Annotated in this window: 17 protein-coding genes; 9 read left to right on the top strand and 8 right to left on the bottom strand. The window is 46.7% G+C overall.

All coding sequences use genetic code 11. The features are described from left to right. Nucleotides 1-4: 4 nt before the first annotated feature. The 4 genes from ACYVEA_RS25910 to ACYVEA_RS25925 all read left to right on the top strand — a co-directional run bounded on the left by ACYVEA_RS25910 (nucleotide 5) and on the right by ACYVEA_RS25925 (nucleotide 3,546). Nucleotides 5-310 carry a (2Fe-2S) ferredoxin domain-containing protein gene (locus tag ACYVEA_RS25910; RefSeq protein WP_461116334.1) on the top strand — a complete coding sequence of 102 codons (306 nt, stop codon included), beginning with the start codon at nucleotides 5-7 and terminating at the stop codon, nucleotides 308-310. Between the two features lie 88 nt (nucleotides 311-398). After that, nucleotides 399-1,088: a YjjG family noncanonical pyrimidine nucleotidase gene (locus ACYVEA_RS25915; RefSeq protein ID WP_461116335.1), complete on the top strand. Its 690-nt coding sequence runs from the start codon at nucleotides 399-401 to the stop codon at nucleotides 1,086-1,088. A gap of 31 nt (nucleotides 1,089-1,119) precedes the next feature. Next, a complete protein-coding gene (locus tag ACYVEA_RS25920) occupies nucleotides 1,120-2,715 on the top strand; it encodes an FAD-dependent oxidoreductase (RefSeq protein WP_461116336.1) in 1,596 nt (531 codons plus the stop codon). Nucleotides 2,716-2,754: 39 nt separating this feature from the next. Then, nucleotides 2,755-3,546, top strand: coding sequence for a 3-hydroxyacyl-CoA dehydrogenase (locus ACYVEA_RS25925; RefSeq protein ID WP_461116337.1), 792 nt, complete (start codon nucleotides 2,755-2,757; stop codon nucleotides 3,544-3,546). A gap of 82 nt (nucleotides 3,547-3,628) precedes the next feature. On the opposite strand, the gene ACYVEA_RS25930 is transcribed toward ACYVEA_RS25925, so the two are convergent. The 4 genes from ACYVEA_RS25930 to ACYVEA_RS25945 form a co-directional block, all read right to left on the bottom strand. Beyond that, nucleotides 3,629-6,679 carry a TonB-dependent receptor gene (locus ACYVEA_RS25930; RefSeq protein ID WP_461116338.1) on the bottom strand — a complete coding sequence of 1,017 codons (3,051 nt, stop codon included), beginning with the start codon at nucleotides 6,677-6,679 and terminating at the stop codon, nucleotides 3,629-3,631. 242 nt (nucleotides 6,680-6,921) lie between these two features. Beyond that, a complete protein-coding gene (locus ACYVEA_RS25935) occupies nucleotides 6,922-7,851 on the bottom strand; it encodes an FKBP-type peptidyl-prolyl cis-trans isomerase (protein ID WP_461116339.1) in 930 nt (309 codons plus the stop codon). Between the two features lie 219 nt (nucleotides 7,852-8,070). Beyond that, the gene (locus ACYVEA_RS25940) at nucleotides 8,071-9,000 is read right to left on the bottom strand and encodes an FKBP-type peptidyl-prolyl cis-trans isomerase (RefSeq protein WP_461116340.1); all 930 of its coding nucleotides are present in this window, start codon (nucleotides 8,998-9,000) and stop codon (nucleotides 8,071-8,073) included. Nucleotides 9,001-9,092: 92 nt separating this feature from the next. After that, the gene (locus tag ACYVEA_RS25945; protein WP_461116341.1) at nucleotides 9,093-10,043 is read right to left on the bottom strand and encodes a fasciclin domain-containing protein; all 951 of its coding nucleotides are present in this window, start codon (nucleotides 10,041-10,043) and stop codon (nucleotides 9,093-9,095) included. 263 nt (nucleotides 10,044-10,306) lie between these two features. Here ACYVEA_RS25945 and ACYVEA_RS25950 point away from each other — a divergent pair, with 263 nt between their 5' ends. The 5 genes from ACYVEA_RS25950 to ACYVEA_RS25970 all read left to right on the top strand — a co-directional run bounded on the left by ACYVEA_RS25950 (nucleotide 10,307) and on the right by ACYVEA_RS25970 (nucleotide 17,012). Then, entirely contained in the window at nucleotides 10,307-11,044 is a 738-nt protein-coding gene (locus tag ACYVEA_RS25950; RefSeq protein WP_461116342.1) for an isoprenyl transferase, read from the top strand. Nucleotides 11,045-11,146: 102 nt separating this feature from the next. Then, on the top strand, nucleotides 11,147-13,744 hold the full coding sequence (gene bamA, locus ACYVEA_RS25955) for an outer membrane protein assembly factor BamA (protein WP_461116343.1): 2,598 nt from the start codon (nucleotides 11,147-11,149) through the stop codon (nucleotides 13,742-13,744). Between the two features lie 117 nt (nucleotides 13,745-13,861). Then, complete coding sequence (locus tag ACYVEA_RS25960) at nucleotides 13,862-14,431, top strand: OmpH/Skp family outer membrane protein (protein WP_461116344.1); 570 nt, start codon at nucleotides 13,862-13,864, stop codon at nucleotides 14,429-14,431. Nucleotides 14,432-14,450: 19 nt separating this feature from the next. Beyond that, nucleotides 14,451-15,128, top strand: coding sequence for an OmpH/Skp family outer membrane protein (locus tag ACYVEA_RS25965; protein WP_461116345.1), 678 nt, complete (start codon nucleotides 14,451-14,453; stop codon nucleotides 15,126-15,128). A gap of 297 nt (nucleotides 15,129-15,425) precedes the next feature. Then, complete coding sequence (locus ACYVEA_RS25970) at nucleotides 15,426-17,012, top strand: hypothetical protein (RefSeq protein ID WP_461116346.1); 1,587 nt, start codon at nucleotides 15,426-15,428, stop codon at nucleotides 17,010-17,012. An 89-nt stretch (nucleotides 17,013-17,101) separates the two neighbouring features. Here the strand turns inward: ACYVEA_RS25970 and ACYVEA_RS25975 are convergent, their stop codons facing one another. From ACYVEA_RS25975 to ACYVEA_RS25990, 4 genes are all read right to left on the bottom strand, one after another. Continuing rightward, complete coding sequence (locus tag ACYVEA_RS25975) at nucleotides 17,102-17,971, bottom strand: aldose 1-epimerase family protein (protein WP_461116347.1); 870 nt, start codon at nucleotides 17,969-17,971, stop codon at nucleotides 17,102-17,104. A gap of 85 nt (nucleotides 17,972-18,056) precedes the next feature. Beyond that, nucleotides 18,057-18,524 (bottom strand): 30S ribosomal protein S7, encoded by a 468-nt coding sequence (gene rpsG / locus ACYVEA_RS25980; protein ID WP_012928933.1) that lies wholly within the window; start codon nucleotides 18,522-18,524, stop codon nucleotides 18,057-18,059. Between the two features lie 63 nt (nucleotides 18,525-18,587). Then, on the bottom strand, nucleotides 18,588-19,016 hold the full coding sequence (rpsL, locus tag ACYVEA_RS25985) for a 30S ribosomal protein S12 (RefSeq protein WP_093830721.1): 429 nt from the start codon (nucleotides 19,014-19,016) through the stop codon (nucleotides 18,588-18,590). 175 nt (nucleotides 19,017-19,191) lie between these two features. Then, on the bottom strand, nucleotides 19,192-19,515 hold the full coding sequence (locus ACYVEA_RS25990) for a DUF3467 domain-containing protein (RefSeq protein WP_461116348.1): 324 nt from the start codon (nucleotides 19,513-19,515) through the stop codon (nucleotides 19,192-19,194). Nucleotides 19,516-19,525: the final 10 nt, after the last annotated feature.

A 19,525-nucleotide genomic window follows, 5' to 3' on the forward strand; every position in this document is an offset into this window, starting at 1 on the left:
ATCTATGAAATACAAGAAACACATTTTCATCTGTACAAATCAGAAAGCCGCGCCTAAAAAATCCTGTGGCGAAGTCCACGGCAACGAACTGGTCGATGCGTTTAAAGCGGCTCTCGCCGAACGCGGCCTGCTCAAAGAAATGCGGGCTCAAAAAACGGGTTGCCTGGATGCCTGTGCGTTCGGTCCAGCCTTAGTCGTTTATCCGGAAGGAACGTATTACGGCAATGTGCAACTCGCCGATGTAGCCGAAATTGTTGATAGCCACCTGGTGAATGACCAACCGGTTGAGCGGCTGAAATTGAACTATTAAGTCGCTAGTCGTCAGTCGCTAGTCGTTGGTCTAACTAGTTTACAGCAACGCTCGACCACTATTGACTGACGACTAACGACTTCTCATTATGTACAAACACCTCTTTTTCGACCTCGATCACACACTCTGGGACTTTGACCGGAACTCGGCAGAGTGTATTGCCGAGCTTTTCGATACGTTCCAACTGGCCGATCTGGGTATTCCATCGGCCGAAGAATTTAGCCGTCATTTCATCGCCATAAATCGTCAACTCTGGGCCGACTATGACAAGAATCTCATTGAACACGGCTACATTCGGAAACATCGCTTTCCGATGGTATTCCGGGCATTGGGTGTAGACGAGTCAGCCGTTCATGTTGATTTGAATGCCGAATACTTACGATTACTACCCCGAAAACCGCATTTGCTGGACTCCGCCAGAGACGTGCTCGATTACCTGAAAGGACGCTACACCATGCACATTATCACCAATGGTTTTGCTGAAATTCAGGCGACCAAGATGGAGAGTTCCGAAATCGCTCATTACTTTACGCACGTAATTACGAGCGAAAACGCGAATGCAAAAAAACCAGACCCCTTGGTATTTCAATATGCGATGGAAATCAGTGGCACCACAGCCGACGTAAGTTTAATGATCGGTGATAATTACGAAGCTGATATTCTCGGGGCAAAAAGCGTCGGTTTAGACACCGTTTTTTACAACCCGGAGGGCGTAGTCGTGGCTGATAAACCCACCTACGATATTCGCCACTGGACAGAATTAATGGCAATTTTGTAATCTAGCCGAAATAAGCAATTTCAGTCTCTTTATGAAGCGCTTTGTCTGCCTCTTTTTCATTTGCTGGGTAATGCCTTTTTTCCTGTATAGCCAGTCAATACGTGTGGATGTGTGCGTATATGGCGGTACATCGGCAGGCGTCATTGCGGCTTATTCAGCAAAAAAATCGGGCAAAACGGTTGTGTTGATTGAGCCAGGTCGTCATCTCGGTGGGATGTCGTCGGGTGGGCTGGGTGCAACCGATATTGGGAATAAACAAGCCATTACGGGCCTGTCGCGAGATTTCTATCGACGTATTGGACGGCACTATGGCAAGGCGGAGCAATGGACGTTTGAACCCCATGTTGCCGAGGCTACTTTTAAACAATACCTCAAAGAAGCGGGTATTGAGCCGATGTACGCCTATCGAATTACCTCCGCCGACCTTTCTGATTCTAAAATAAAGGCCATCAAACTTGAGCAGGTACAGACGCAATGGTACGAAAAGAGTAAGCCGACAGGACCTCCGACGGCAAAAATCGTTGAGGCCAAGCAATTCATCGACTGTTCCTATGAAGGCGATTTAATGGCTAAAGCAGGTGTAGCCTATACCGTCGGACGGGAGGCTGCCAGCCAATACAATGAACCGCTCAATGGCGTACAGTTTCGGGATAAACATCAGTTTCCGGATGGCGTTGACCCTTATAAGGTTCCCGGAAAACCTGAGAGCGGACTACTGTGGGGCATTGGTAAGAGTAAGCTGGCGTCGAACGGTACGGCTGACCAGACTGTACAGGCGTATAACTTCCGCCTGTGCCTGACCGACGACCCCGCCAACCGCGTTCCAATAACTCGTCCGGAAGGCTACGACTCAACAAAATATGAATTGCTACTACGTCAGATTGCCAAAAAAACGCCTAAAGAGTTGACCTGGAATCTGATGCATTTTGTAATGATGCCCAATCGTAAAACAGATATCAACAACTGCGGAGGTTTTTCGACCGATATGATCGGGGCAAATTATGACTACCCCGACGCTGACTACGTTCGCCGGGATCAGATCATCCAGGAGCATGCTCAGTACACGAAGGGACTGTTCTATTTTATTGGTCACGACCCGAGAATGCCCAAACACCTGCGCGACGAGATGTTACAATGGGGATACCCTAAAGATGAATATACCGATAACGCCAACTTTTCACCCCAGCTCTACATCCGGGAAGGGCGCCGATTGGTGGGCGAGTATGTCATGACACAAGCCAACTGCGAAGGGAAGGTGACCGTGCCGGATGCAGTTGGTATGGCGGCTTATACGATGGATTCGCACAACTGCCAGCGGCTGGTCGTAGACGGGGTTGTGAGGAATGAAGGGGACGTACAGGTGGGTGGATTTCCGCCTTATCCGGTTAGTTATCGGGCCATTATTCCAAAGAAGGGGAGTATACAAAATCTATTGGTACCCGTTTGCCTGTCGGCCAGTCACATTGCCTATGGATCAATTCGCATGGAACCGGTTTTTATGGTACTCGGTCAGTCGGCCGCGCAGGCAGCCTGCCTGGCTATTGACGACAAAAAGACAGTCCAGGACATAGACGTATCGAAATTACAGCGCTTGATTCAGGCGCAGAGCGCTCGATTAATGAAGTAATTTTTGCTGGGCTGGCGTTCCAGCATAATAAAAATTCATATGCAACTTACAAATTCAACGGCCATCGTAACCGGAGGAGCATCCGGCTTAGGTGAGGCAACGACCCGTTTGCTGGTATCGAACGGGGCCAACGTAGTGATTCTAGATTTGAACGACGAACGTGGCAACGCACTGGCTGAGGAGTTGGGCACCAATGTGTTGTTTCATAGAACCAACGTAACGGATGAAGCCGACGTACAGTCGGCTATCAATCTGGCCATCGAGACCTTTGGCGGGTTACACATTAATGTCAATTGCGCGGGTGTTGCCAAAGCGAGAAAAACGGTTGGCAAAGTGGACGGTGTCTATGGCGCACACTCGCTAGCCGCTTTCCAGAAAGTCATTTCCATTAACCTGATCGGTACGTTCAACGTAATACGACTGGCTGCTCTGGCCATGGAACACAACGAGCCCAGAACTGATGAGGTATTTAAAGGCGAACGCGGAGTAATTATCAATACAGCTTCCGTTGCAGCCTACGATGGCCAGATAGGGCAAGCGGCTTATTCGGCTTCGAAAGGTGGTATTGTGGGGATGACGCTCCCGATTGCGCGTGACCTCGCTCGCTCGGGCATTCGGGTCATGACCATTGCACCCGGCCTGTTCGAGACGCCCCTGCTGGCCAGTTTACCCGAAGAAGCCCGATTGTCGCTTGGTCAGCAGGTACCCTTTCCATCCCGACTGGGTCGACCGGCCGAATACGCCCTGCTGGTTAAGAGCATTATCGAAAACCCCATGCTGAACGGTGAGGTTATTCGCCTGGATGGCGCCATTCGGATGGCACCCAAATAGCCAACGGTTCTGTTATCTGGTTTACACACAAAAGAGTCGCCCTATTGAGCGACTCTTTTTAGTTATTCTATCCCTGTATTAATTAAAATGAAAAGTTCAACCGGGCAAACAGGAATCGTCCATTCTGACCGAATTGAGACGTATTACGTGAGTACACGAACTGATTTGAGTTTGATAAATCAACCGTTGAAGCGGCTGATCCATATATGATATTTCCATTTGATTCCACGCCCGTTGGTCGTTTAGCCGATACAGGGCCGTAGTTCTTGTCCGGGTAAATATCAAAGATATTATTGGCCCCAACCACCAGCTTCACGATGGGTGTGATTTGATAACCAACAGAAAGATCAGTAATTACGCGTCCGCCCCAGGTTGGATGCTCATTTTCGACAGCTTTCCCGTTCACAACAATTGCTCCGATTATACCATCTCCATTCACATCAACTGTGTTTGGGTCGGTCACCTTGCCGAAGTATACATTTCTCAGGAAGAAATCAAATTTGTTCATACTCAGGGTGTGGCTCAGGTTAAATTTAACTCTAGGCACGGCCTGCTCTAAATAAATTCTATTTGCTTCGGAGTAATAGTTATTGATCTGACCATTATCGACCAGAATTTTAGACGCTTTGATATCCCCAACCTGCCTGGTTTGCGAAACCGTACCGGCTAAATCACTTTTCAATGAAACGCCCTGGCCGAGTGTAGCCCGGTGTGAAATCACAAGGTCAATACCTTTTGATTGCGTGTCAATTGCATTCGTAAAGAACGTAGCGGCTGTAGCATTGGCCTGATCGAACAACTGTTGCAGCACAAGAGCCGAACCAGTTACTGTACCGCTTGGTCTTGCGAATTGATCGGTTAGCACTACTCGGTCATTAATACGTACGAAATAGCCATCAGCGGTAATTGTCAGATTGGCACTCGGTATTTTAGCCGTAAAACCAGCACTAACACTCCTCGATTCTTCCTGTTTCAATTTTGGAATACCCAGTAACTCAGCGGGTCTGGATGTGTTACTGAACGTACCTACTTCGAAAGGAACCCCCCCAACAAACTGAGTAGAGGTTGAATTAAAATAAATCTGAGCCAGCGAAGGGGCGCGGAATCCGGTTGACGCTGCTCCGCGAATATTTATGTTGCTGGTTAGTTTATAACGGGTTGCCAGTTTGAAATTGGTCGTACTGCCGAAATCCGAGTAATTCTCGAAACGGACAGCGCCTTCCAACAACCATCTGTTTGTTACGTCTAACTCGCCATCGGCGTACACCGCCATGCTCTGGCGGTTGGCATCTTTTGTCGCAGCCTCGTTTTCAGGTCTAAACCCAGGAAATACCTGTGAGCCACCCGGACGTGCATTACCGAAGAAGTCAGAAGGAGCTACCTGCGTCGAGGTAGTAATCACTTTTCCGTTTACATCGTACCTGGCCCACGAGTTTTCGTCTCCTGATTTAATCCGGTAACTTTCAAAGCGCCCCTCTGCCCCGAAGGCGAAATTCAAACCCGCAAGCACATCGAATTTGCGACTCAAATCAAGGTTGATTGTATTTTGTTTGAAATTCAATCCTCCCGCTTTAAACACAGTGGGCGACTTATCTAACAACGTAGCGTTTACCGTATTCTCTACACCATAATTGAAGGTGTTTGAGCCGAACGTGTTGCTCAGGTCATAATTAAATGAACCCAGTTTTCCCCGGAAACCGGCTGCGAACGATCCATCGACAATTTCGGAATGAATTTCTGGCAAGAAACCATTGATGAAAATACCGGTATAGGCGCGTGCCTGATTAGGCGTTCTGAAAAAACCAGCCGCGTCACCCGTCCGGCGGCCGTAGCCACCAAAAGCGTAGAATTCGTGATTTTCGTTAATTGGAATAGCTGAATTCGCGAAAAACTGAATGCTTTGTAAGTTCGACTGACCTACACGCATACTGAAATCGCTTCGTTGCAAGCCACGAGCGGCCAGTTCATTATCTGTTACATCAGTAGCCAGAATTGACTGTAAACCGGTAAGAGTGGTTGCTCCGGCAATGCTGGCCTGCGTAGCTGGATCAAAATAAGAGACACCTAAAGCACCTTTCTTGATCGCTGCAAGATCCGTAGGCAACGTATTGACATTGCCACCCGCTTGCAACGTTCTGTATTCAATAGCATTGTAACGATTTATCAAACTTGCCGTGTTTGGCATGGCACGACTTGTTGAATTCCGCATTTGCGCCGAGCCTGTGAGGTTTATGAAACCAGCTTTACCAATGCGAACGCCATAGTTGGCATCAACCTGGACGTTGCCACCATCCATACCACCTTTGAAGTTATTTGAACCTTGCGAGAAGTTACCGCCACCATAAACTGATAAGGCTAATTTACCGGTGGCTTCTTTCATTTTTACGTTGATAATACCGGCAATGGCATCAGAACCATACTGGGCTGAAGCACCATCACGCAAAACTTCGATGCGATCTATAGCATAGGCAGGAATCGCATTTAAATCAGTACCTACAGAACCACGGCCTGGCGTGCCATTTACGTTCACTAGGGACGATGTGTGTCTTCGCTTACCATTTAACAATACCAGTACCTGGTCAGGACCTAGACCACGTAATTGCGCAGGGTCAATATGGTCAGTACCATCGGCTACGGTTGTCGTATTGGAAGTAAACGAAGGCGCCACCATGTTCATAATTTGATTCAGGTTGTTCTGCGGAGCCTGGGTCGTTAGTTGCTGAACACTGATAATATCGACAGGAACAGGACTTTCTGTTTTCACACGGCCTGTACTTCTTGTTCCTGTTACAACTACTTCTGATAAAGAAGCCGTCGATTCTGAAAGGGCAATATTTACTGTTTCATTTTCAGTGCCACTAACGGTCACATTGGCTGTTTGGTTAGTGTAACCAACAAAACTAATACGTAGTGTATAACTGCCGGGTGCCAGTTTTATCGTATAATCTCCATTAGCATCGGTGGTGGTACCTGTTTTGGCATTTGTAACTGAAATGGTTACTCCTGGAATACCGGCTTTGGTGGTAGCATCTGTTATGCGGCCCCGAACGCTCTGAGAAAATACAGCAGTAAGGGTAAGCAAGCACAAGGCTATACTCAGTAGAAAACGGTTCAATGTGTATCTGTTGTCCATAAAAAATAAAGTGAATAAGCGCGCAAGTTAAGTTGAAATTTAGTAACCTTAGAAATCGCTACTATATTATTTGGCTTAAGTCTACTTTAGCCGAATATAGGAGCCAAATTCCGCTAGTTTGACGTATCTTCCCCTTAGTGGTCACTTGCAGGCCTAGTAGCCCTATCGTTTCTTCATCTTTTCAGATAAACAAAAAGGCCTGTGTGATGAACACAGGCCTTTTTGTACATGATTTGCTAAAATTATTGCACCGATACCAATTCTACATCGAATCGTAGTGGAGCGTAGGATGGAATTATTTGCCGTCCCACATTATCGGTAGCTCCCTTTGCACCATACCCTAAAATAGAGGGGAAAATCAGTGTTGCTTTTTCGCCAACTCTAAGTTTGGCAATGCCTTCATCAAATCCGGGAACGTTTTTGCCAATAGTAGTAGGATAAGTTCCTGTTGTTCCTGTGCTATCAAAGGCAGTTCCCGCGCCTAATAAAGACGTAGCCCTTATTAGTTGACCTCTGTATTTTAAAATAAGCGTTTGAGTTGATGTTGGTAAGGCTCCCGCTGAATTAGTAACTGTTCGAATGACGCGCAACCCTGTAGAGGTTACTTCTGAAGGGGTTAGTTTATTCGCAGTCATGTACTCATCAATTTGTTGATTTTCTGTACGGACTCGCTTTAACGTAACATCAATTCGAACAGGCGTGTTGGGAGGAATGGTCCCATTATTAGTGCCCGTTCTACCGAAGGCATAAATAGACGGTAATAAAATAGTGGCTTGCTCGCCCTCATGCATACGTAGTAACCCTTCTGTTATCCCCGGATTAGTAGCCACAATATAGGTGTAACTGGATTTGGTGGCATAGGTCGAATCAACAAATCGCTCTGTTACGGCTGTTGTGCTGCTACTGCGCGACAACGCATAAAATGTAGAGTTATACTCGACTTCCAGGCCATTCGCAGGACTTACTGAGGAAGTGCTGGGTTTAGTCGATACATAATATACGCCATTTGGGGTCAACGTCCCGGATAATCCTTTGGTGGTGGCATAATTAAGAATATCCGCTTCATCCGATTGAAAAATTTCCTGGTCGGTGAGGCCGACGTCATCTGTGTGACAGGCCGCCATTGTGCCAAGCAACAATGCGCCAAAAATGAATGATTGAAGTTTATGCATGAAAATAGGTAAACAAATAGTACTACGCATATTGACCCACACGTGTGGCAAAGCGATGGAATGTTAAACGGATTATTTTTTGGTACATCCTTACTCAGCCGTGTCTAATGAACAAAAAAACAGGTTCAAACAAGCTGGTTGATCTGTTTAATTACGACCAATGTTCTGCTATTATTGTGTTGATTATTAGGTGGTTGTCTGGTTCTCTGTCGTTTGATTTTACTGCGCCGAAATTAACTCGATGTCATATCGAATGGGTGTATAAGGAGGAACAACTAAATTTCCGGCCTGGCCACCAAGCCCCTTGTCTTTGTAGCCGATTGAGGACGGGAAAATCAGCGTTGCTTTTTCACCTACTTTAAGTTTCGCCAACCCTTCGTTAAATCCAGCCATGAGCGATTTTGCCAGAGCTGTGGTAATTGGACTTCCTGTACTATCGAACGGAAGGGAAGCTCGTAATAGCTTCCCTGTCGCTCGTATAGTAAGTGTCTGAGCGGTGGTTGGTTCAGTTCCTGTAGAATTAGTAACTGTTTTTATAAACCGCAAACCACTCGATGTCGTCTCTGTGACCGTCAGTTTGTTCGCTGCTACGTATTCATTAATCTGCTGATCTTCCGTTCGGACTCGCTTTAACGTAACGTCATACCGAACGGCTGAATTGGCGGGAACAGGTGGGCTTGGACTGGCTACACTGCCAAAAGCCAGGTTGGAAGGTACCAACAAAGTCGCCCGGTCGCCCTCATTCATCTTCAATAATCCCTCCTCTAATCCAGCCTTAAGTATACCGGAAAAATAAGGGATGAAAACAGAGTTCACGCTGTTGGTCGAATCAACCTTCGTATCAGTCACAATGGCTGAATTGCTGGTACTGCGGGTCAGTGTATATAAGGTATACGTAAATTCAAGTTCCTGACCTATGGCCGGTGCTGCAGGTGTTGCCGTCGATGAAGCGGCTTTCGTCACGACATAATATAATCCCGTGGTCGTCAGCGACCCCGACAGCCCTTTGGTGGTGGCATAGTTCATAATGTCTTCCCGGTTGGACTGCAGTACCGCGGGGTCTGCATCGGGATCAACATTTTCCTTGCTACAGGAAGTCATCCCGCCAATCAGCAGTAGGCCCAGAATGAATAAATGAAGGTTACTCATGAAAAGTTAGCGTACTAGAAAGATATAAATACTACGCTTATAGACTCACACGTGTGACGAAGCGTTGTGATAGCCATTCACGTTTATGGGCATCAGGGTTGTAAAATCTGGTCAATAATATGAATCACACCATTAGACACGGGTAGATCAGCCTGCTTTATAGTAGCGGCCGTTTGATTTTTATTGCCTTTAATCGTCGTCTGACTTGTTGTTACGGTCAGGGTAAATCTATTGCTATTATACAGAGAGGTGAGTGTACCCGTTTGTAATTGGTTGGAAAACAGCAAACCCGACGTAGCGTGATACAGCAACGTATTGGAGAGCGTTTGCGCATCCGCTGATTCAATTGCCGAGATCGTATTGTAGCGACTGTCAGCTTTAAATGCAGCGTCGTTTGGGGCAAAAATGGTTACGTTATTCGTTGTATTGTTTAGAGAAGCTAATAAGGTAGGATTACTGGTGGCAATACGTTTAATAGCGGCTGCCAAAAAAGTCAGGTTAGGGTTGTTCTGAATGGTTGTCCGTAGATCTCCGGTCGAAGGGGTCAATACACGATTAATCGTATGAATGTAGCCATTTGCAACGGCTATATTCGTTTTCGTCAGTTTCGCATTATTGATATAAATCGGCCCGTTACTGGTATTTGTAACAAATGAGATGCCTTTGCTGGCCATTTCCACGGATTTTTGACCCGACGGAATCTGCGTTGACGGAACGGCACCGTACAATACGTGATAGAGAACCAGACTACGTACCTGATCTTTCGATAGACTGAAAATAGCTGGAATGCTGATGCCTGATGCCAGAAAGGCGGAATCGGTGGGCGCAAACAGCGTCAGATTCCCGGCTTTAAGTGCGTCGCTTACACCCCCATACACGACAGCGGCCTTAAGTATAGTGAATTGGCTATCCTCCAGCACCCGATCAGTAATGGTTTGAGGCATGGCAACGGTATCATCATTCTTTTTACAACCAAGCGAAATGAGTGTCAGCAATATAATCATTGAAACCCGACTCAGAAGCAATGAAAACGAATTAGTCATAGTAATGTAAAAGATGAAATATCAGGTTTGTACCCTCAGAACGTAGCGAACCCGTTTATGTTTTCTCCCGACAAAGATACGACAGATAGTTAGTGCGTCCGTATAACCCGATTATACTGGCCTAAACCCCCTGCCCGGTTACCTGTTTAGGGGATAAATCCAAAAGCTGTGCGCTGTTTTTATTGTTAGTTAAGGGTTTGCCGGGTGATTGTGTTAGTTTTGTAAGATTAATTCTTAAATACTGTTAAAACTCCCCCACTGGGATGAAGGAACACATTGACCCAAGCAATCTGCCTCAGCATATAGCCGTTATCATGGACGGAAACGGACGCTGGGCGAAGCGGCAGGGACTTGCGCGGGTGCTCGGCCATAAAAATGCCATTAAGGCCGTGCGTGAGGTGACAGAAGGGTGCGCTGAGTTGGGTATAAAGTACCTTACACTCTACGCTTTTTCGACCGAAAACTGGAATCGTCCAAAATATGAAGTTGATACGTTGATGACGTTGCTGGTGCATACGATTCGGGGGGAGATTAAAACATTGATGGATAACAACGTCCGGTTGGGAACCATCGGTAATATTGAAAGCCTGCCCACCGATTGTCGGAATGAACTGGCCGAAGCTATCCGCGCAACCGAGGCTAATACGGGTTTGACGCTCTTGCTGGCGCTCAGCTATAGTGGCCGCTGGGAAATTCTGGAAGCCGCCCGTCAACTGGCAGTCAAAGTGCGCGATGGGATATTGACGCCAGATCAGATTGACGAAACCATGTTTGGACAACACCTAACGACGGGTGGTATCCCCGATCCCGAGTTAATGATCCGAACCAGTGGCGAAATGCGTATCAGTAATTTTATGCTCTGGCAACTGGCTTATTCCGAACTGTATATGCCCGATGTGCTTTGGCCTGATTTCCGCAAAAACCATCTGTACGAAGCTATTTTGAATTACCAGCAGCGCGAACGCCGATTCGGCAAAATCAGCGAACAATTAGTAAAATAAGATGAAGCCGGGACGTAGGTTCAGTATTGGATAAATACGTTGTGTAGGTTACAACTATTTGACCCTGAACGGAATCCTGATGATTATTTAAATACCACAAACTTGGAACACCGTATAAAAGTCATATTGGGAGCCGTTTGCCTGCTCGCTGCCCTGTTGCCTGCTCATCTTAAGGCGCAGGTACGCGTGGGCGTTGGGGCCGGCCGAGCTACAGAAACTCCGCTCAGCACGGATGAATTGCTCAATTATGCAAGTCCTAAAGAGTATGAAATTGCCGGGCTAACCGTGACGGGCACCCGCTACCTTGACCCTAACTCGCTGGTTTCGCTGGCTGGCCTGAAAATTGGTGATAAGATACGTATTCCGGGGGAGGCCGTTGGCTCATCGGTACGTAAACTGATGGAATCGGGCTTATTAGACAACGTCGAACTGTTTGCCACCCACGCAGGCGAAGGTAAAATATCGCTTATGTTTCGGGCCCAGGAGCGGCCCCGTCTGTATCGGGTTAGTTTTGGGGGCGTCAAAAAAGGCGAACAGGACAACTTAAAAGAAAAAGTAAAACTCAATCTGGGTAAAATCGTGACCAACACGATCACGAAAAATACCCAGATGGCTGTTCGTAAGTTTTTCGTAGACAAAGGGTATCTGAACACGAAAGTTAAAATAACGACTATACCGGATAGTACGCGTAACAACGCAACCATGCGGGTGTTAGTCGACAAAGGCCAGAAAGTTAAGATTGCGAAAATCAATTTCGAAGGCCTAAATGAAGTTGACGAGTCGGCCGTACGAATGAAAATGAAGGGTACTAAAGAGATGCGCTTCGGTCGGGTATTTTCGCCCTCGAAATTCGTCCCCAAAAAGTACGAAGAAGATAAACAGAAGCTACTTGAATACTACAACAAGCTTGGCTTTCGGGACATCGCCATCGAGCACGATACGATTATTAATGACGGAGCACGGGCAATTACCCTTAACATAAAGTTGAGCGAAGGCCACAAATATTATTACCGCAACATTGATTTCTCTGGTAATTACCTGTATACCGCAGCTCAGCTTCGGTCGGTACTGGGTGTCAATAAAGGCGACGTATATAACCCGGAGGATTTGGAAAAACGCATGAACGGTAATCCGGGTCAGGATTTAAGTTCTCAATACATGGACCTTGGGTATCTGTACTACAATGCGCAACCCATCGAAAAGTCGATTGAAGGGGACTCCATCGACCTGGAAATACGTATTTTTGAAGGAAAGCAGGCGACCATTAACCGGGTTATTCTGAACGGCAATACAAAAACTAGTGACCACGTCGTGATGCGTACGGTTCGGACGCTGCCTGGTCAGAAGTTTTCTAAAACGGCTTTGATACGTACCCAGCGGGAACTGGCTACGCTTGGTTATTTTGACCCCGAAAAAATCGGGATCAACCCTGTTCCGCAGGCCGATGGCACGGTGGACATCGAATACACAGTTGAAGAAAAGCCGTCTGATCAGATCGAACTGTCGGGCGGTTGGGGTGGCTATGTAGGGTTTGTAGGAACGCTGGGCTTGACGTTTAATAACTTCTCGGCCCGTAACATACCAAACCTGAAAGCATGGAAACCACTGCCTGCGGGCGACGGTCAGCGAGTACAGCTACGTTTCCAGGCGAATGGATCACAATATCAGGTATACTCGCTGTCGTTTACGGAACCCTGGCTTGGTGGACGCAAGCCGAATGCGTTATCGGTCAGTGCCAGCCACACGGTGTATAAGACGTTCTACGACCAAAACAATCCAGCCAGTATTTATCAAAGTTTGCAGGGCCGGACGCCAACGGGATCGTATACCAACACCGCTTTCACTGTAGGCTTGGGACGGCAGCTTAAAATTCCGGATGATTATTTTAGCCTGAGCAATTCGATCTCCTATCAGCGGTATGATTTGAACAACCTCGATTTGTTTTATATCGGCTACAAAGACGGGATTTCTAATAACCTGACGTTCAATACTACGCTGTCGCGCAACAGTATCGACAATCCGCAGTTTCCTCGTAATGGATCGTCATTTACGTTGAGTGGCTCGTTTACACCGCCTTATTCGGCCTGGCGTACCACGACCGCAACCGAGGCTCCGAAGGATAAGTACAAATTTGTTGAATACCACAAATGGATGTTCGATGCCAGCTGGTTCCAGACGGTGTTTGGGAAACTGGTTCTGAACACCCGCGCTCACATGGGTTTCCTGGGAAGCTACAACTCACGTACCACGATTGGGCCATTTGAACGCTTCGTATTGGGTGGTTCGGGTCTGGCTGGACAAGGGCAGTTCGCACTGGCGCAAGATATTATCGGCCTACGTGGTTATGATGACCGGAGTGTTTATACCGCTGATTATGACCGCGCTGTCGATCAACAGTCTCGAAGCCAGGGTGGGGTTGTGTATAACAAATTCGTAGCTGAGCTTCGTTATCCCGTTTCACTGAATCCGTCGGCCACTATTTTCGTGCTGACGTTTCTGGAGGCCGGTAATAACTGGGGTAGTTATAAACAGTATAATCCCTTTGATCTAAAGCGTTCAGCAGGGTTCGGAGCCCGGATATTTATGCCCGCTTTTGGTTTGATTGGTATTGACTACGGCTACGGCTTCGACAAGATACCGGGGGTGAAAGACAAGGCATCGGGCCAGTTCCACTTCACTATCGGGCAGCAGTTTAGATAAGATTTAGGAATGCCGGACGTTTTAATGTATTAGTCAGGTACGATAAGGATTTGAAGTGATCAAGTCCTTATCATATTTGACAATCAATTACTTCCTGCAAAAAATGACTGGCCACCGATGAAAAAAGCCCTATTTTTCGTACTTTTGTGTGCTGTTTGGACAATACCCGCTGAAGCGCAGAAATTCGGGTACGTTGATACAGAGTTTGTTTTAGGCAAAATGCCCGAATATCAGAAAGCCTTAAGCGAAATTGATAAGTTCGCGGATAAATGGTCGAAAGACATTCAGGATAAATACGTCGAGATCGACAAACTGCAAAAGGCGTATCAGGCAGAAGAAATTCTGTTGACCGAAGACATGAAACGTGACCGGCAACGTGTGCTCAGCGATAAAGAGCGCGAAGCCCGGGAGTATAACAATAAAGTGTTTGGGTATCAGGGACTGCTTTTTGAGAAAAAGAAAGAACTGATGAAAGTCCCGATGGATATGGTGAATCGGGCGGTTGAGAAAGTAGCACTTCAGAAAAAGCTTGACTTCATTTTTGACAAAGCATCTGATTTCGTTATGCTCTATACGAATCCCCGACACGATTATTCAGATTACGTAATGGAAGAACTGGGACTAGATATTAAACCAACAGCTACGACCAGCAATCCAACAAACAAAACAACCACAAATCCTAAGTAATACAAACAATCAATTCGAAATGAAGAAAAACCTCGTGATGGCGTTTGCAGCAGCTCTTCTAATGGGCGGTTTGAACGCACAGGCACAAGCTCCAACGATAACGCCAGCTGCTACTGCCTCTGCTGGTCCGCTAAAGTTAGGCTATACGAACATTGACTACGTTCTGTCGCAAACACCTGAAGCAAAAGATATTCAAAACCAGTTAACTATTCAGCGGACGCAATCAGAAAACGAACTGAAGCGAATGCAGAAAGAACTGGAAGAAAAATATGGTGCTTATGAGAAAGGCGCGGCCCAAATGTCGGATGTGATTAAAAAAGATCGCGAAACGGAACTACAGGGACTTCAGGCTCGAATTCAGGAATTCGGCCGGACAGCTGAACAGTCGTTACAAACTAAATACCAACAGTTGGTAAACCCCGTTGTTCAGAAAATTCAAAAGGCGATTGATGCTGTAGCAAAGGAAAACAGCTATCAGTACGTATTCAATTTAGATGCCGGGGCTAACACAATTCCTATTTTGCTGGTAGCGCCGGAAGAAAATAACATTACGGAGCTAGTATTAAAAAAACTGGGCATCGATCCAGCGAAAGCTGCCGCTGCTAACAAACCCGCTACGACCGGCGGTAGTACGCCAGCTGCATCCAAGCCAGCCGCTACGACTGGTGGTAGTGCGACACCAACCAAGAAAAACTAAGGTTTTTACTGGTATACCATTTCGCATAAATGATAGTCGCTCTCTACTCGTTAGAGAGCGACTTTTTTATAGCTATTCCGACGTAATAGGGCTTTGGTAACCGTGTGATTTTAATGGGTTGACTACCTAAATTAGCTACTCTTATACTATTATTTTTTCTTTGGAAAATATAATTATTGTTAGTGAAATTGGGGAAAAAGCTGTGAAAAATATCAAAACAGGTATATAAACTTATCGGGACGAAATCTTCGTCTTATTTTTACGTTTTTCAAGACAGACCACCTCTCCCCATTGCCCATGAACCGAACTGCCGGTATAATGGCATGGGTGCTCTCAATCGTTACGGTTACCAGCACCTATGCGCAGGATTCTAAACCATTACAACTCGTATTCCCTACGCAAACCAATTGGAATGTTGTGCTAGAGGGTAGTGTCATCCAATTTGATCTGAAAGCTACGGGATCGCCCACCGACACATTGAAATTTTCGATTGTACGTGATAAGCAGGATACGATGTTTTTTGATTCGCTGGGACATTTTAAATGGGTGCCCGGCTACGGTCTAGCCGATCGTATTCAGACAACCAAAACGTACCCAGTGAGTTTTGAAGTGCGCAATCAGCGTGGCCAAACAGCTACGCAGACTATTGATTTTAAAGTGCAGCATGTAAATCGTCCACCTGTTGTAGGTGACCTGCAGCCGTTCTATGTAAGTTACCGCACACAGAATACGTATAAAATTGATCCGCAGGTAGTGCACGATGATGATGGGGACCCAATTGTGTTTATTCCAATTGCTGATCAAATGCCGGAAGGCAGCAAACTGTCATCTCAGGGCGAATTAACCTGGACGTTGTCACTCAATCAGTTCAATAAGTTGAAGCAAGCGCCCCAGTATATGGAGTTCTGGGTGGAAGATCAACCTGCTAAAACGCGTACGAAGGGGCGGCTAAAAATAGAGGTGACATCAATGGATTTAGCCCCTGATATCCAGATCGTTCCAAAGGAAACGCATTATAGGTTAAAGGAGAATGCGACGGTAAACCTTAAATTCTACCTGTCAGATCCTAATGGTGAAGATGATGTCGCTACGTTTGGCTTCCTGGCCGATAACCAGCAAATTCCTAAAACTGCCTTGGTGAAGAACACAGATAATCAGTATGAATTCATCTGGCAGCCGGGTTATGATTTTGTGAAAGATCCCGACACTACGTTAAACGTTCAGCTTACATTTTATGTGCTGGACAAAGCGCAGAATCGCGAAGAACGCCGGATTACATTTACCATCATAAATACGGTCAACGAAGCGGAAAAAGACCGTTATTACTACAACCAGTATCGACAAGTACTCGTGCAGGCTTGGGGGCTGATTGAACAGTTAAGCGATAAAGAGGAGCAACTTAAGCACGATTATAAAAAAGCCAAAGGAGGCAAGCGAAACCGCTCTGTAACCAATGCGTCGCTGGGAGCCGTAACCGGTGTTACACCCGCAGTGACAGGATCCAGCACTAGTCAAACCGCTCAGAATAATGGTCGTCTAATTTCGGCTATTGGTGGTACCGCTGTGTTAACAATGGGAACGCTGGAGGCAACGGAAGTCATTGGAAAATCCATGAAGGATTTGCTGGATCGCTATAATTATGTACTCGGAAAACGTAGTGAGCTACAAAATAAAGGCGACGTATTTGCCCGTGAGTTTGCGTTGAAATCGACTCGACGCAATGGCGAATTTGTTAAAAAACTAGATGACTTTCGTACGTCGATGAGCTTGAGCGGTCTGGTTGCCTTAGAGTTGGACGCCAACTGGCAAAGCAAGAAAGAAGCCAACGACAAGGCGTTAAAGAAGACGTTTAAAGACTTCACCGCGCTGGAAGAAACGCAATAGTTTTTCTGTCATTCCGACGCCAGGAGGAATCTTGAAGCTGACTAATAAGAAAGTTTAAGATTCCTCCTGACGTCGGAATGACAGAAAAACTACGATACTAAAATGGAGAACGTAGCCTCAAAAATATCCCCCTCTGCTACGTTCTGAATAGCCTCTTTTTGCTGTATGGGTTCAGGTTGGCCTTCGCTGTCTGCGCAACCTAGCCACGGCTCAATACAAACAAAGGGTGCACCCGGTTTAGCCCACAAACCTAAATAAGGAAATTCAGGGTAATCGACCGTAACGGCATGATTGTGTCTATCGCTACGTAGCGTCACACGCCGGGAAGCCAGGTTTTTAAACACCAATGCATCCTGATCGAACAAATGCGCTGTTAGTTGAAGTTGATTTCCTTGCGTCGGAACAGCCTTTGTTTCACCGGTAAAGTAGCCACCTGCCGAAAGCATATGGGTTTCTAACGACTCAGCCTGCTCAAATTCGATGAAATAATCGTCGTAGCCTTCATTTACAAAAAAAGGCACCACAAAGGCGGGATGCGCCCCTACAGAGAAGAAAATCGTTTGCTTATCCTGATTGACGACCCGATATGTAATGCTCAGGCGTGGACCATCGAGTTCATACATAATCTGAAGTTCAAATTCGTAGGGAAAATGCACTCGTGTCGCATCGCTTGACCGGAGGGTGAAAATGGCGTGAGTGATCGTTGATTCCGTTGTTTCAAAAAGCGAATGCCGCGCAAACCCATGCCGCTCAACGGGATACGTTTTGCCATCAATCAACAGCTGATTGTTCAGACAACCACCCACCACCGGAAATAGATTTGGCGCATGCCATCCCCAAACACCCGGATCGGCTTGCCAAAGGTGTTCAATTCCACTTGATTTATGAAGAAGGCTGGTCAGTTCGGCTCCTTTGGGCCGGATGGAGACGCGAAGATGGTCGTTTTCTAGAGTTGTCATTGCGCCAAAAATAACAAAAGCCGTCCAATATTGGACGGCTTTTGCGAATTCAGTGGCCATCGGGATTCTGGCCAGTTTAGTTGGTTTAGAACCGGAAGTGAGAGAACGCCTTGTTGGCTTCGGCCATACGGTGCGTATCATCCTTCTTTTTAACGGCTGCGCCTTCGCCTTTTGCAGCGGCAACGATTTCAGCGGCTAGACGGTCTACCATGGTTTTTTCACCACGCGAACGAGCATACTTAATAAGCCATTTCATGCCTACCGCGACTTTTCGGTCTGCCCGTACTTCGGTTGGCACCTGAAAGGTAGCTCCACCGACGCGACGGCTTTTTACTTCAACTGATGGCATTACGTTGTTCAATGCCTTTTTCCACGTATCCAGACCACTTTCGCTCGTGCGTTTTGCCACTACGTCAAGTGCATCATAGAAGATGGAGTACGCCAGGCTTTTTTTGCCTTCGTACATCAGGTTGTTAACAAATTTGGTTACGAGAACCTCCTTATATTTAGGATCAGGTAATACGTAACGCTTGGGCGGTTTCGCCTTTCTCATGATTTCTTCAGATTTTTGATCTTACTCTGAACGTAGTCTTTCCAGCGTCCAGTCTTGATTTACTTACTTCTTCTTTTTCGCTGGAGGTGCACCTTTGCCACCTTTCGCTGGAGCCTGACCTGGTTTCGGACGTTTCGCACCGTATTTCGAGCGGCTTTGCAGACGACCGCTTACGCCAGCTGTATCCAGAGCACCCCGAACAATGTGATAACGAACGCCTGGCAGATCTTTTACCCGGCCACCGCGAATCAGTACGATGGAGTGTTCCTGCAGGTTATGACCTTCGCCCGGAATATAAGCGTTAACTTCTTTATTATTGCTTAACCGGACACGGGCAACTTTACGAAGAGCCGAGTTCGGCTTCTTCGGCGTCGTTGTGTACACCCGTGTACACACGCCCCGACGCTGCGGGCAAGAGTCTAAAGCAGGCGACTTCGACTTGTCGATCAGCTTTTCGCGGCCCTTGCGCACTAATTGTTGTATAGTAGGCATTATTGAATTTGTTTACAAAAAAAGAGTCTTCCCGAATTTTGAGGTGCAAAGATACGGAAAACTGTTTGAATGCCAAACCAGACGCCTAATAGATACACGAGAAAAGGCACGAAATCAATCAGTTAATTACTTAACTAGCCTTGATTCCGTGCCTTTTCTCGTTTATTTGGTTAAACTAGGCCTGACCAACCGGCCCACCGAATCCTCCAGGTGGAAACCGGAAGGTGTCATTCGGCTCGTTGATGCCGCCGTACGCTTCTTCGTAGCGACTGATATTCTCGCGCAGGGCTTCCAGTAACCGCTTGGCGTGCTCGGGCGTGAGAATGATTCGGGCTTTTACTTTTGCCTTTGGAACACCCGGCATCAGGCGGATAAAATCAAGTATGAACTCACTGTTTGAGTGAGCAATCATCGCCAGATTGGCGTAAACGCCTTCGGCAATTTCTTCACTTAGCTCGACGTCAATTGCGCCTTCGGGGTTTTGTTGTTGAGGGTTCATAGTGGCAAAA

This window comes from Spirosoma jeollabukense (assembly GCF_054777855.1).